At 61.5% G+C, this 16492-nt stretch carries 2 protein-coding genes; both read left to right on the forward strand.

The genetic code is table 11. From position 1 onward, the window contains the following. The first annotated feature begins 252 nt into the window (after positions 1-252). A complete protein-coding gene (locus IEX88_RS20820; RefSeq protein WP_188854404.1) occupies positions 253-13566 on the forward strand; it encodes an RHS repeat-associated core domain-containing protein in 13314 nt (4437 codons plus the stop codon). 51 nt (positions 13567-13617) lie between these two features. Next, positions 13618-15495 (forward strand): ABC transporter substrate-binding protein, encoded by a 1878-nt coding sequence (locus tag IEX88_RS20825; protein WP_188854405.1) that lies wholly within the window; start codon positions 13618-13620, stop codon positions 15493-15495. Positions 15496-16492: the final 997 nt, after the last annotated feature.

Below are 16492 nucleotides of genomic sequence, written 5' to 3' on the forward strand. Positions count from 1 at the left end.
TTGGCCAGCGTTGAAGCGTTTGCACCGAGAAGCAGACATTCTGAAAGCAACCGAAACTGTGTCAAAACCCTAGTTTGAGCTAGACTTGTGACCTCATTTGGGGAGGTCGACATGGTCGGTCATCAAAGGGAGGATCGGCGCTAGTCCTGGCTTCTTTCCAGTTCACTGAATGCATCGCAAGCCGACAGTCATGACCGTCTGGACATTGACTTTACTCTAAGGTAGTTTCTGTAAAATTGCCGGGGGGCAGTAATGTTGCGTCGCACGGTTTTAACGTTCGTCGGGGTATCATTCCTTTTTCAAACATCGCTGCCCAGTGAGCCAGCTCGTGCTGATCCGACGTTGCCGCTAGTATTGCAGCATAAAATTGAGCCGCCGAAGGGTTTGCTGTGGTCAAAGATTTCCCTCGTGGAGGGGAAGAATACATTTAGCGAAGGTGGCCTGGAACTGTCATTGGCCGACCATCACGGCTCTTCGCACCCCGTCGCCATCAAGATTGATTGCTTCGACGAATCCGGGACGCCTCCGCTGGAAATCGACGCGCGTGCGTATGGAGAAGGATCAAGGCTTCTCAATGTGACGCGCCGGGAGAACGATCCCTGTGCATCCTACGCTGTCACGTCCGCCGAGGTCGCGCGAGAGTTGATCGACGGCAGAAAAATAACCGACTCAATGCCGACAGCCATTGCGGTGGAGGCGCATCATTCCGGCGAGCGGCGCTCCGATTCCACCGGCAATCCCTCAGTGTTCGTCTTCAACCCGGTGCATGGCAACTGGACAGAGGCGAAGGCTCATTCACAGGCTGCAAGGAACCCCCAAAAGGCCTATGCGACACTTGCAGAACACCATCAGCGGCTGATCGTCGGCGTTATCGCGCTGCCGCCGCGGCTGCAGCAGCCCGCCCTCAACACGCCTTCCTCGGTCACTGGCCCGATAAGCCAGGTCAACGCTTCGGATGGTTACCTCGCTATCGATCCTATCGAACCAGACAGCAAGGGTGCCTACGGCGTGAAGCTGCCGATGCTTCTACGACCGTCGCGTGGACCAGGCCCGAGCTTTTCGATTTCCTACAACTCGCAAGGCGCTCCCGGCGTACTCGGCCGCGGCTGGGATCTCTCCGTCAGCACTATCGAGGTGCGGGGACCTGCGCCGATATATCACCCTGAGTACGAGACCGAGGACTATGTGCTTGATGGGATGGATTTGATCGCTCTGGACGGAGACGGCGTCGACATGGCGCCTCTCCACAAGGGCGGCCCGATCGTAAGGCGCGTGAAGGAGGTCCGATATTTCCGACCGCGCAACAATTCGAGCCCGCTGATCGTTCGCCGCTTCGGCAACGCGCCTTCTGGCTATTATTGGGAGGTCTGGAATCCAAACAGCCACGTCACGCGGCTCTATGGCGGCGCGTTCCAAGGCGACGGTGTTCGGCCCAAAATCGACGACAATCGCAACGGCCACCTTTTGGCAACCGCCAAGTTCTCCGGCGGGCTCAAACGCGCGGTAGTCGGCCAGTGGGGATTGACGCAAGAATTCGACAATCAGGCCGCGCGTAGCGGAGCAAGTTACATATATCACCAGAACGACGGCGAGAGCGGCGGCGATGGCCGTGCGTGCATCGACGAGGTCGCAGCGGGCAACTGCCGCGCCGCACTGCGGCTGAAGGAAGTTAGGTACAACCAGACCTTCAACACTTCTTACCGCCCTAAACAGGCAGACGGCGCGGTCGACTCCCGTGGCGAAACCGTAGTTGCATTCGACTGGAGGCCTCGCGGCGAGAGGCTAGAGAATACGGACGACACGCCTCGCGACACGAGCCGAGATAATACAGACGGCAGGCTTGGCTTTTTGCGGGCACACCAGTACTGGCTCAAGGGCATAGACGTCAGATACCGACCAGATACTGGCAAACTTTGGCTGGCGTCAAGCGATGAAGGGCACGCGGACGGCAAAGTTGTCTTCTCCCGTCACAGCTTCGAACTGAGCGAAGGCGACAACGCCTGCATGAACTACGACGTAGTTCTCACCAAATACAAGGTGGATGGGAACCGAAACTTTGATGGTCTCGCCGCGTCGCAGGAACAGGAGTTCAGCTTCAATTACGACGGCGAGAAATACGTCTCTAACACATCAGGCGCCTGCGCGCGCGAGTGGTCCGACGCGACACCAGTAGCCGAGCTCGGTAGCCTGCCCGAGGACGCGACCGGCACGATCGGCTTCCCGACGGGTCTGCTTAAGAATCTCGGCTTCGACCGGCAGGTGCGGCGGTCGCTGCTCGGCACGGGGCGCTCGGAGGAAGTCGGAGCTTCAGCCTATGTCGGCATCGGCCCAACGGGCGACACGAACATCAAGCCGATCACCGGGGGCTTCAAGGGCGGCTACAATTTCACTAGGTCCGAGACGAATTCCACCCTCGTCGATGTGACCGGCGACGGAATCGACGATGTCGTCTGGCGCGAAAACGGACAATTGAGCTACTGCGGCGGCAAGCGTTATCCTGCTCCGCACTTCGTCACCTATCCGACGACCCGCTGCGGCCGCGTCGAGGGTATTGCTGATCTTTCGCTGTCGAGCACATCCACCTTCAGCGCGGGCGCGGAAGCAAGTTTCTATGGCTCTGTCTTCGCGGGCGTCGGCTTTAACCGCTCGAACAACGACACCTACATTTACTTCACGCATCGCGATGCCGACGGGCTAATCGACCTCGCCGCCTATGGTCAGGTCTACTATGGCCAGGGCGAAACTGTCGTGGGTGGAACGCTTAAGAATGGAATGCTTGAAGGGGGAACGCGCGTCGTTCGCTTTCAGCCGAACAGCGCGCTGACGCCACCGCTTCCGGGCGGCCCGCGCGTTGCGGAGATTTCCCATCACCTGCCCCGCGACCTGCGCGAAACGATCCTGGAGATCGAGGCGCGGCTGGAGGCGACGGCCCTGCAACTGGAGGCATTGGACTACAGCCAGACGACCCTCGCTTGGGAGGCTCCGCTCGACGGTGTCGTGCGACTGGCGGATGGCGAATTCGTCAGCGGCAAAGCAGAGCCGAACAAGATTCCCCTGAACGGCCTCGATCCGGAGTTCGGGCCGGACAAATTCCAGGAACTCTACGAAGAGGTCGAGGCGTACAAGCGTTATGCCTATGACTGCACGGCCTGGCCCGAGAAGGAATTCTGCCACCGGCGCTATTCCGATCCCTATGGCGCGCAATTCAACCGGCCGGCCGATGAATTCAGCTTCGTGCGGACGTTCGGTGCGCGTCTGCGCGTCTCGCTGTCGAAACGAGAAACCAAAACCGTCGTCACCTGCAAGGAGGAGATCCTTCCCGCCGAAGGCGCATTTCAACTCGCAGAGCAGGATGTGGATCATGCGTGCCGCCGTCCGGGCGGCAACGCCAGCCACATCGATGTCCGCACCGGCGACGTGCTGTACCTAACCTATTCGATTCATCCTCACTTCGCGAAATGGCTGAAGCCGAACGCGGTGGTAAGTTACGTGGCGGTCGACAACGACCCGGCGTTTGCGATCGCCGTACAAGAGGACAAAAAGGGAATCGTGGGGCGGCTGCCCTGCAGATGGAACCTTCCGACGGTCGCACCCGCACCGATCAAAGATTGTGCGCTCTCGCAGCTCTCGCCCTACACGTTCGACCTGCGCGCTGGCGCGCTGACCACGGCGCCGAACCGCTCCGTCGAATTGGCTCCGGGGCGCCAGCGGACGTTTGAGGGCGCCTTCAACATCCCGGTGTCGCTGACCAGTACCTACAAGGTCTATTTTGACGTCCTCGCGGGCCGAATCCCGCAACCGGCCGGCGCAGGCGCCGTGGCTGGGCAGGCACCGGGGCCTGTTCCGGTCCAGGCGCTGGGGCGCGTGTATCGGTTCGACGTGTCCGCGGCCTGCTTGGGCGCGACAAAAACCTGCGCGGTGACGCTGCCATCCGCCTGTGAGGCGGCCAGCCCGCTCAAGAACGAATGCGACCTGTTCGTAGCCGCTGAACAAAGTCATTTCGCCGTTGCCACCCGGATCGTGGTGCAGCACGACGTACGCGGCGCTGAGATCGAAGCGCGCAACGTCGACGGGCTGTTGAAGGACATGGTGTGGACGCGGCCTCCACATATTCGCACCATCCTCGCCAAGCTCGATCCACTGCCCGTCGGAGACCTAGCGCCAGGCGCTTACAAGGAGCGCTACAGCCTGGTCTATATGCCGGTGGCGATGGGACAGGAGGATATCGAGTACTTCCGCGTCGAACGCGGCTTGTTCGACAATCCTGATATCGACATGAACGAGGGCGATCCGCAGCCGAAGCTCATTCAGTTCAGCGCCATGATGGAGCTGGAGCGCGCGACGGTGGAATTTGCGCGCGTCAGGCAGACGCGGGAACTCTGCCGCTTCGCGGGAGAATTGCTTGACTACCTGCGGCGCAGCTATGCGCCGCAGGCACCGCCATTCGCGGACGAATACCTCGCCTACTGGATCAAAGCACAGAGCGAATACGAGACGCCCTGCGCCGAGGCCGATGCTGCTTATGGCAAAGCGACGTTTACCGGAGGGACAGGTCCCAACCTTTCGGTCACAGATCGGCTGAATCTCCCGGTGCTGTTACGAAGCCTCAGCTACGAAGACCGCATGTCAAGTGCCGAGACCCTACTGAAGCGCGTGCAGGACAGCCTCTCCCTCGGCGGCCACTTCCTGACCGACGGGCACCGGGTGACGCGGCGCGGATATCGCCTTCCGATCAAAGTCAATCCGCTCGACTGCGACTTGCTCGGCAAGACGGACACGCCCCTCAGTGACCCCATCGTGGATTATCCCGGGCGGCCAGTCCCTGACTGCGCATATCGACTTTCGGCGAATTTTGCGATGGAGGATTTCGAACAGCTCATCGGAGAGAAGGAGGCCAAGAATCTCCGCAAGATGCTGGCGCCGCTGAGCAACAGTACTGCGGCCGCGTTCAAGGTCGACCTTGCAGCGACGATCAACGGACGGCCTGCGGCCTTCCGGGAATTGACGGGCGACGCGACGGGAAACGACCCTTGCACGCCGGTGACGCCGAAGACCTGCATAGGCACCTACGGGACGACTGGCGACAGCAACACGGGCGTCAAGGCGTATCTCCATCCCGAAGGAACGGGTATCGCGAGCGGCCCCAACCCGAACGATCCGACTGCGGGCGACGTGCTGCAACGCGTTTCTACGAACAAGCGCACCGGCCGCGCGGTGGCGTTCTCAAACAGCATCATGTCGACCACGCTGCCGCCGAAATGCGAGCGCGCGTACCCGCTGTTCAAGACCGGCTGGCAGATGGAGGCAAAGCAAGACTGTCTCTTCCAGGGATCCGACATCTCGACCGACGACGAGAAGTACAAGGGGCCGCCTGCCTACACCGTCACCTACGAGATTACCCAAGGCAATCGCTTTATCGGCCGCAACCGTGTCGTCGAATTCCGGGCGATGCCTTTAGACGTCGTGGAGTTCCAGATCCGGATCGTCCCCGTGGAGCAGTCCATCAACCTTCCGTCCAGCCCGCAGGCAACGGCGCGCGGCGCATTCTCGATCCTTCAAGGCACCGAAGCGAACGGCCTCATTCGCGAGCGCCACCTGATTCCCCGGTCTCCTTCCGACATACTCCCCGACCCTTCGGTCACAGGAGCAGTCAACCCGCGCGTGAAGCATGCGTGTCCGAATGCGCCGGTGCCGCCGGCGATGGGGGCTCCCCTGCCATCGTGGCACCGCCCACTTCCCGCAACATGCCGCCCGTGGAGCCGGCTCGGCTGGGCCGAACTCCTGCTCGGAGCGCAGTACCGCACCTATAGCGACGCGCAGAAGACTGGTCTGCCAAACCAGTATTCGATCAAGCGGCGACGCGAGATCCTGCGGCTGCAACCCGAGATCGAAACGAGTTCCGACCAATACCTGCTTCAACGCACCGGCGGCGGCAACGCCATGCTTGTTAGCGAAATTGTCCGGAAAGAAACGGGCGATATCGTCGCCCTGCGGAAGGAGATCGGTACCGCAGAGCTCCCGTATCAAGTGGAAGTCGCCCAGCCGACCGACTACCTAATTTTCCACCGGCGTGAACCCAAGGTGACCAAGACTGGGTCTGCCTGGATACTAATGGGCAACCGTGCTCCGAGAGACGGTTCGCTGAAGCCGATTCCACCGTTCTGGCAACTGCGCTTCGGTACGCAAGAAAATCGCGATCCGTCCGAACGGCCGACGGATGCGTATCAGAAAAGCGCGCAGCAATGTCCTGCGGATGCCAGCGCAGATCCGGACTTCAAGAATTGCGAGGCTTACTTGGCGCCAAAGGGGCAGATTAGCTTAGCGCTCGACGGGGTCGACTACTTCACGCTCCAGCACCGCTTTGTCGGCCCCGTGGACGGGGGGCCGATCGCTGGAAGAAAGCCCGATGCGGAAAAGGACGCAGAGGCGGCTGAAAGGGTTGGTGTCGGCCAATGCTCGACACCGCGCCCGAACGCCACGGCGAGCTGCTGGAAGGGGCCAGACGACACTCTGTTTGTGGAAGAGCCCATCGTTTTGGGCCGGCCGATCGAGGCGCGACGTCGGGAAATGCATTCGGTTTCCGCGCTGATTGGTTTCGAGCAACCGCCGCTGGCGCAATTCCGCTTCGAATTCGATTCCTACACGCGCATGGCCTGCATCGACCCGGCTATAGAACCCATCAAGGAGGAACTGGAAAAGCTTACGCCGGCCATCGAGATGTGCCAAATTCGGGGATATGCCGCGGCCTCGGAATCACCGGCTCAGTTGCTTTATCCAAACCGGCCGAATCCGCCGGCCGCGAAAAGGACAGTTCCCGTATACGCGCCGGTGCAGTCTAGCAAAGTTCGTTCGGTCTCTCGCAACACCGGCGTGCTCCTTTTTAACAAGAACGGCAGCAACTCCATCCGAGAACACACGACAGCCTATCTCGACGTCAATGGCGACGGGTATGCCGATGTCGTCAGCGGCGGGCACGCGGAACTCTCATCACCGGTCGGCCTGTCAAGACGGGACTGGTGGCACTATTTCCGCGTCGACGACAACATGCCCTCGCTCGCCCCGGAGCTCGTCGCCGACGGGATGCAGCAGAATGCCAAATCATCCAGCCGCGGCGAGGGTGTCGGTCTGACGCCGTCAACATTCGCGGTGTTCAAGCAACTCGGCACCCAGACGACCCATAGCGGTTCGCCCGATCCCGTCCTCGATCCGGGCTTCAGTCTCGACGAAGAAAAAGGTCAGGACGACCTCTTCACCGAACTACGCGATTTCAACGGCGACGGGCTTCCCGACAGCATAACCGGCGGGAAAGTCGGGGATAACCTTACCCTCGCGCTCAATGCTGGGGGCGGAATGACGGCCGCCCCGAATGCGGCTCGGATTATAGTCGGAGACACAGGCGTGTCGGCCCAGCCCTTCAACAGCAACAGTTCGGCTGGGTTCGGTGTCAGGCTAGGCTTTAGCGTCGAGTCCGGCAGCTACGGTGCCGGCATGGGTTTGGCACATCGCGGCACCGGCTCCGTGGGCGCGTTCATGGACTTCACTGGCGACGGGCGTCCCGACATTGCGGTCCCTACCAAAAATGAAGGTTCCGGCAACCTTGTCGTTTTCCCAAATCTTGGAAACGGATTTGGAAAGGGACGTTGGCACACGATCAAGGATCGAAGCCCGACGCGTACCGGCTTCACGGAAACCACCCTCGTCGACGCAGGCGGCTTCTTCTCGTACGGGTTCAATCTTCCGCCGCCCGTCTTCCTAAAGGTGCAATTCAACGTCAGCGGCAAGTTTACCCGCGGTCAAACGCGTGAGCTACAGAGCTTTCGCGACATGAACGGCGACGGCTTCCCCGACCTTGCGCTGGTGAGAGGCACTTCTTCAGCGTTGGATGACATTGGAGACAAGGAACCGTTTGAGAGCGAGGTGCACTACAATCCCGAGGCGCGCTACCACCTGCTGACCAGCGTGACCAACCCATCGGGGTCGCGCTACCTGCTCGGCCACGGGTTGTACGGCAATACCGATGCGGCGCATGGCAGCGCGGTGTGGGCGCTGAATGAGGTTGCCGTCGATGACGGCTTCGAGCCGAGCCAGCAAAAAGCGAAGCCGATGGCGGCCGACGGCCACGACGTCGCGCTGACTCGCTACAACTACCAGCGCGGCTATTTCAACAGGGCGGAGCGGCAATTCTACGGCTTCGAAAGCCGCGTCTCGACCACCATGGGTTGCGATCTCGCCAGGGCGCCAACCTGCCTTGATCATTTCAAGGGCGGTGACCAGCCCACGGAAACGGAACTGACGGAGATCGGCTACCGGAAGCTGCAAATCGTGCGCGACACCTATTGGAACCGAGACTACCTGACGCAGGGCATGCTGAGGACCCAACAGGTCGAGGGCTTCGAAACCCAAGACAACGCACCTGCTGCGTCGGATGCAGAGGTGGTGTCTGCAAGGCGGTACGGCTACACGATCGCGAATTTGGACCACTACAAATCGGTTCCCGATCCGGCGGATTGGGCGGCCCCCTCTCCTAAGGAATCGAACCTGATTTCCGGATCCTGGGACTCTTCCACTCGTGTCCTCGGCTCAAAATTGCCGCAAACATGGGACGGATCGGTATTCCAGGTTGATAATCCCATACTAGGCGCGGCAAGCGTCTGCGGCGATGCGCTGGGAACAACCTGCGTTAGAGCCCTGGAAGATGACGTCCTGCGCAAAGGGTTCGCGCGCGAGCAACAGGCCTTCTGGGCGCAGCAGAGCGGCGCAGTGCACCAGCGGCTCGAAAGGCTAGAGGTTTTCGGCGGCAATGTGACTCCCACGACGGCGGCACTTGGCACGACGGCGCGCCTTCGGTCGGCAGTCGCGTTCGACTATGACCAGTGGGGTCAAGTCCACCGCTTTCACGATTTCGGCGAGGCGGCGCAGGATTGGATGGCCGGCGACGACGCATCCGTAAATGCTTCGCTTACCTATGCCGTTAGGCAAGGCCTGAATGCTCCCAAACCGCAAGACTGGGTCCGGGACAGCTCGAATTCGGGAGATCACGCACCTGCCAATGCCGGCTACCCCCTGCTCGGACTGCCACTTGAGATCCGAATCTTCGGCGGCGGTATTCCTCGCCGTGGCGGCGGCACGTCACCGCTGCGCGTACGCCAGGCGTCGTATACGGCGGACGGGCGCGGCAATTTGAGCGACGTCTGCGCTTTCCCGACCGACGGCCTGGACATCCCCCCGGAGCTTTGCGCGAGCTACGCAAAGACCCTGCACGGTCATCTGCGCGACGGCTATTCGACGCTTCAGACAGCTCTACGCTCCACCTACGAAAACATCCCCGGATTGCCCAAGGGTGCAGACGAGTTCGATGCGGTGATCCATCATCAACTCGCAGGCTATGACGAATTCGGAAACCTTACACACGCCATTTCTCCCCACACCAACGGGAGGGATTGGACCGAGCGCCGCTTCTCCTACTCAGCCGACCCGTTCAGACGGACCCCAACGACCGTGGCATTGAGCCGTTGCGTCGAGGACACCGCGGGAGCGGGAAACGACACGAAGGGCGTTTCGGGAGCGGACGACCGATGCACCTTTGGTTTGGACGCACTGCCGGAACCGATGCGTCGCACCTCGGTCACGCATCATTCCACCGCCCGCATCGACGCGCACAGCGGCGCGACAGCCGAAACGACCGACGTTAACGGCAACGCGATCCTGCTCGATTTCGACCGCTGGGGACGGCTGCGCCTCGTCGCGCGCGGCTGGGGCAACGCGCCGCGCGAAAACCGCACCTTCTCGCCACAGCTGAAACTGGCCCTGGCCAAGAGCGACGCGGTCACGCAGGAGCCGGGGGAACTAAATTCAGCCGACGAATGGCGGATCCTCGCGCTGGCGGACTACGAGAAGGTCGCAAACGGTTTGCTGCGCGGCAATTTGCGGCGTTTCGATCCGTCCGACAGCTATGCCGGCCTGCAGGGACGTGGCAAGACCACGCGCGAGACTGCGCTGTTCACCGACGGCAATGGCCGTCCGATCCAGAGCATCCGCGAGGCCGACGTTTGCGCCGGAGTGCCCGACGACCTCGTCTATGGCAGGAAGAACGCAACCTCAAAGGGCAAACTCGCGGCGCCCACGGATGGCTTGGCAGAACGCTGCACAGGGGTTGCCAAGGCCATCGTGACGCCTTCGAGCGCGATCGATGCCCTTGGACGCGACCTGTTGTCGTTCGAGCCCTATCCTTATGCGAACCCGTTCCAGGAGCAACGGTCGGGGCCGTATCGGGAGCCCGAATTGCAGGAGCTTGCTGCAGCGCCGGCGGAGCCGACCTGGCTGTCGCGCAGCACCTATGACGGCGCCGGGCGGCCGACACTGGTGGAATCGCGGCTAGCGCTCGAAGACGGTGTAGCGAAGGACCGGGTGCGCGGCGCTGCGCAGTACAGGTATCGGGTGCTCCCACCGGCCGGATCGACGCGATTGGCTCGGTTCGAGGCGTTGACGGTTTCGCCGCGGTGCAGCGCCAGTGCTGCGTGGTCGGATGCGCGAGGATTGACCCGTACCGTCTTCGAGCAGCAGGCACGACTTTATCCTCAGCCCGTCATCTCCGGCGAAGTCGAGGCTCCGGACATCGATACGGTGGGAGACAAACCTGCAGACTACAAGCGCAACCACGCGCTCTCCTGGGGCGACTGCGAGCCGATCGCCGCTGTCGCCACTCCGCTCCGACCGCAAATGGAGATGGCGGCTGCAGCGGAGTGGCCGCACGAAACCGAAATCGCGTCCCCGCAGCCGGCGCGCGTCTCTTACGACTACGACCAGCTGCAACAGCTGAAGGAAGTGAGCTATCCGCTAACCGAGCAGGCGCGAGCCTCGATCACCGCTCGATACGACTCGATCGGGCGCATGACGGAGTTGCATGAGCCGAATTCCGGCTGCACCAGCTATGGCTACGACCCGATGAACCTGCTCGTGTCGGTACGCGGCTTTCGCTACGAGCCCGACGGCAAACCCTGCGGCACGACTTCCCGCGTCACCAACGAGAAGCGCTACCGCTACGCCGCCGACCGGCTGGTCGAGATGTCCTATCACTCGCTCGAAGAACAGGGCGGGGCGGACGACCGGCGCGACACCGTCCGGTTCTTCCACGACAGCTACCCGCACGCCGAAGCAAGCGGCGAACTGCTCGAGGCACTGCGCTACGTGCCGAACGACGATGCCAACCGGCGCTTCGTGGACGTGACCGGCCGCGAATGCGACAACTGCATCGGCCAGGTCGCGATTGTCGCCGACCGCACCGGCGCGCGCAGCCTCGCCTACAATCCGCTCGGACTGGTAAGTCGGGAGATCCGCTCGATCGTTGCGCCGCTGAAGGATGCGGGGCTGACGCACAGCAACGGCCGCGGCGAGGACTATCTGCCGGAGGTCTCCTTCCATGAGATAGAGAATTCCTACACCGCCTTCGGCGACCTCGTGCAGCAGCGCTTCGCCGAAAGCGCGCCGTCTAATCCGCATCAGACATGCGTGGAAAACGGAGTGGAGACCTGTCTGGCACGCTTCACGATCGGCCGCAGATATGCGCCGGACGGCGCGGTGGCCGAACTGCTGTTCAACAAGCGGCCGCTGGTCACCGCCGCGCAGGACGCGCTCGGTCGGCCCACAATCCGCTGGACGGCGGACGGGACGGCGACCGGTTACAGTTACGATGATAAGGATCTGCGGCTCAACCAATTGGCCACGCTGAGCGGCGCAGAGCTGTCGGCAGGCGAAGGAAGGGCGGCCGGCCCGCTCGCCGTCCAGGTGAACGGCTACCAATATGACGGCGGCGGCAACGTGCTCTCCTATAAGAATCTTGCACTTGCGGGAGAGGGGTACAGGAGCGGCTTCGGCTTCCAGTACGACGCGGTCAACCGGCTGATCGGCTTTGCCTCCAAAACGTTTAAGGGCGGCGAAGGGCTGAAGAGCAGCGGCATCTATGAATATGACGCCGGGCACCGTTTTACGCGCCGCCAGTTGTCCATCCTTGGCACCGGTGCGCAACTGACGAGCCTCGTGCGCGAGTGGACCTACCAATATGAAAACGAACCGGGTGCAACGCCGCTTCACGCTCCAAAACTCATCCGGTTCCAAGCCAACGACGTCGGGCGTGACACCACGTTCGCCTATGACGACATCGGTCGGATGACCCGCGTCGGTATGGCAAAGTCTAAGTCCGATGCGAAGCCGTCCGCTAGCCTTTTGAGCAACCGGGCGATGAGCTGGGATGCCGAGGGCCGGCTGGTCCGCGTGCGCGGCGTGCAGGACAAGTCGGCGGAGGGCAACGAAGCTTGGATGCGCGAAGACTACGTCTACGATTCCGGCGGCAACCGGACGCTGCGCATCCATCGGCCGCGCGTCGATGCCTCCGGCCAGCCGGTCAAGGACGAGGAAGCCGCCACAACCGCCACGATCTACCTCACGCCCTTCTATGCCAGGACGCTCGACCGGCGCGGCTCGGTGCAGATCGCGCAGGGCACCCTGCCGTCGGCGTCGCTCGATGCGCCTGGCGACGGCAGCGAAGCCCCGGTCGTCACCTATGTCCATTCCGACCTCGCGGTCGGTTCGATGACGGCAAGTGTGACGGCGTACGGCGAGCCCTGGGATGCCCAGGCTATCGTCATCGGCCGGCGCGAATATAGCCCCTACGGGCTGGAGCTGACGGCAGACGGCTTGGCGGAGACCGGGCGGCCGGGAGCTGCGCCGCTATCGGTGTTCCATGGCAAGGAACTCGACCGCGTCACCAACTTCTCGTCCTTCGGCGCGCGATCCTACAGCCGCGACCTCGGCATCTGGCTGAGCCCGGATCCGTTGATGACAGGGTACATAGGAAATCCCTCCGGCTTGACTGCCCTGGGCGTCCGAACGATGAACGCATACGCGTTTGCCGGTCACAATCCCATACGGGCTTCAGATTCTGACGGCCGAGTCATCGATACAATTCTGGATGTAGGTTTCGTTGCGTATGACATCGGAGCGCTAGCATACGACGAATACAAGACAGGCGGTGCCAACAGGAGTGAAAACCTCACCGCTTTGGGCGCAGATATAGGTGGAGTGCTCATTCCTTTCGCCACTGGAGGAGGAGTTGCGGTGAGGGGTGGATTGAAGATAGGTGACAACGCTGCCGGCGTAATTGGACGAAATATTGACAATATGGCCTCGACTGCACGCAAAGGCGATAGTATTGCACCTTCTCATCTGACAAGAGGTAAGATTTCTGAAGGGCAGGTGCTCGAAAATCTGACACTTCGGGAAAACAGAATTGGGCATTCGACGAGCGTAGCGCGCACCGTCCCCGACGCTGATTTCGCCGACGATTTAGGCCGAGAGCTTTTTGAAATTAAGGATGTAAACCGGCTTAGCCTAACTAAACAAATTAGATCGCAGATCGAACTTGTCGAAAGCGGCAAATTTGATGGTTTAACCATCGTACTGCCTAATAGAACGAAAATATCTGGTCCGGTCCGTGAAAGGCTCGGAGACATACCTTCGTTAATAATACGCTCCGATAGCCTGATGAAGACCCCAATGAAAATTAACTGACGCATTGGTGATCATATGATAAGGCGGAGTAAATTTCAAGTATGCGCTGTATTGCTCAGCATTCTCGCATGGACGTCTAGCGGGTTCACCCAAGATTCCGGTATCCTAGAGAAGTCCGTTACCTTTGAACTCACCCAGCCCCTCGACGCAGAGCAGAACTTCAACTGGTTCATGCGCCCGCCGAGCCCGCCCAAAGGGGAGCCGGAAAGGGCGTCGCGGCGGGAGTCGGGCGCGCATCAGGCGATGTGGGAGCCGCTGTTTGTGCTCGACCGCGAGACCGGCGAACTTGAAGGCTGGTTGGCCGAAAAGATCGAGGCCAACGCGGCGATGGACGAGTGGACGCTGACCCTACGCGACGGGATCGAATGGTCTGATGACGAGGCGTTCGACGCAGGCGACGTGATCCACACGGTCAAGATGGCGCTGCTCGATGACACGCTATCGGCGCTGGAGGCGACGGAAATGCGCAGTGCGCTGAAGCCCGGCTCCAGCGTTGTTGACGGGAAGGTCGTCCACAACGGCATCGAGCAGGACGGCGACCTGACGGTGATCTTCAAACTGCGCAAGCCCGATCCGCGCTTCGCGCTGAAGCATTTCGGCGGGGCAATGTTCGGCAGCTTCCTGATCATGCCCGAGCATAAATGGCCCAGCACCAAGACGGACAAGCACGGCAGGGAGTTCTTCGAACCGCCAGTTTCCCAGTTCGTGTGGCAAGATCCGATCGGCACCGGGCCTTACGAACTCGAGTCCTACGATATGTCCAAGGTCGTCTGGAAGCGGAGGACGAAGTGGTGGGGTGTCGGCGAAGAACTTGGCGGCATGTACGATCCGACCGAACTGCCGGAACCCGAAAAGCTGATCTGGCAGCCCCTCGCCGACGAGATGGCCAGCAAAACACTGCTCGTAAACAACGAGCTCGACGCGGCGCGCGCCTATTCACGCGAGACGTTCCTGGCCGCCCGCAGCGCGAACCCGGCAATCGTCGGCTGGTCCGACCCGGTTCCGCCGCTGAATCCAGGATCTGGACCGGCAACTGGCCCAGCACCGTCCCCAGTTGACGCAGGTCTCGCCTGGGCCGAGCCCTGCACGCGGCAGCTCGAAATCAACACCAAGGTCGAGCCGTGGAACGATCCACGCATGCGCAAGGTCCTTTCGCTCCTGATCGATCGCAAGAAACTGGCCGAAATCGGCTATGGCGGAACCACCACGCCAGCCAGAACGATGTTCTACGAAACCGGCGCGATGACGCCGGTCATCGAAGCCGTCGCTGAGGATTTCGGTCTCCCCGAGCAGGCGAATATCGCCGAGGCCGAGAGACTCCTCTCGGAAGTCGGCTACTCAAAGACGGCGGGAGTCTATCACAGAAACGACAAGCCACTTACTGCCGCCATCACCGTGAACGACAGCGTTCCAACGGACAAGAAGGCAGTCGACGAACTGAAGGCGCAGTTGAGCGCCGCGGGGTTGGAAACAGTCCTCCAGAGCGTTTCCAATGCAGACTATTGGGGACGCGACATCCCGACCGGCGACTATGCGCTGGCCTATGGATGGCTGTCCTGCGGGTCCGTGGTAGAGCCCTACACCTCAATGGCGCGATATCGGAAGAGCACCGCCATCAAGAATCCTCTCGGCGCCCGTACCTTTAACAACACCGGCCGGTGGGACTCGGAGGCGAGCGCGGCCTTTGAGGCGACGCTCGACGAGATCGCGGCCTTACCGGTCCGCGACGCCGCGATCCCTGACTTGGTCGCGAAGGCGTACAAGCATATCGATGAGGACACACCTTTCATCCCGCTAGTGCAGACGCCGCGCATTGTCCCGTTCAATACCACGAACTGGACGGGCTGGCCGTCCGCGGCGACCGGCGGCGTGCCGATGTACACCTCGGGCGACGCGCATTTGATGGTTCACAGGTTGAAGAAGCGCTGAGTTGACGAGCCCGATAGCGCTTACTCTAGTCTACGTGTTTGCCCGGCATCCCGCTTGCGAGTCCGCCTGGTTGGCCCCCACCGGGTGGGTCCCGGGCGAAGCTTAGACTAGTCCTAATGCCTTAGCGAAGCACTCCGAGCAGCGGGATATATGCTTTAGACAACTTTTCGTAGTGCCGACGGGCGCGACGTTTGCGACTATGACATGCAATTTGAATTTGAAGGAACGAGCTAGCGGACAACAACTGACACGCAAGACCTGTGTAAACTCGCAGAGTACACCATCACTGAGTAGCGGTTCCCCTGATCCCTGGCGTTCTGGACGGGCGGCGCCGGCTCGACCTGCGCCGCCCAGCGTCACGAGATCTGCCTCGGATCAGCTTTAGCGACGGCAGGCCGGCTCGGCGTCGCCATCGCCGATGCAATGCAGCGCCGTGATCTCGTCCGGCTGGAGGACGGCGTCGGCCTGGTCACGGACGAGGGCCGGCGCTTCCTCGCCAACGTCGGCCCCGACATCGCTAGACTGTCGAGGGCAAGCGCCCGCTCTGCCGGTCGTGCGTCGACTGGATCGAGCGCCGTCCACATGTGGCGGGCAAGCTCGGCGCCGCGATCCCCGATCGTTCGGTCGCGGTCGGTTGGCTCGTCCGCACGCCGAAGAGGCGGACGCTGCGGATCAGCCGAGCCGGCGAACGTGGCTTTGCCGAGACGTATCGATGTGAGCCGGTTTGGATGGCAGCATCGGCACGGAGGCCTCACGACACCGCTGCCACCGCGTCTGGAAATGATTTCCACGGTCCGCCAGGGCCGATCGGCAGACCGTCACTACCTCTGCTTGATCGTTGCAACGGCAAACGGCGTTTGAGGAAGTAATGGGGGTGTTCGGCCAACTTCGACTAGAGCGGTTCAGCGTCAGCTTGAATCGGTCCGGATTCCCTAAGCTTTGATTCTGTGATTCAAGATGCTGGCTGGGTGGGAGGCCAGCATCGGATGGGTCGACC

The organism is Aureimonas glaciei (assembly GCF_014643375.1).
Classification (GTDB): domain Bacteria; phylum Pseudomonadota; class Alphaproteobacteria; order Rhizobiales; family Rhizobiaceae; genus Plantimonas; species Plantimonas glaciei.

Bases quoted from the DNA above. Each gene is read 5' to 3' on its own strand.
- IEX88_RS20820 (WP_188854404.1), top strand. From the start codon at position 253: ATGTTGCGTCGCACGGTTTTAACGTTCGTCGGGGTATCATTCCTTTTT.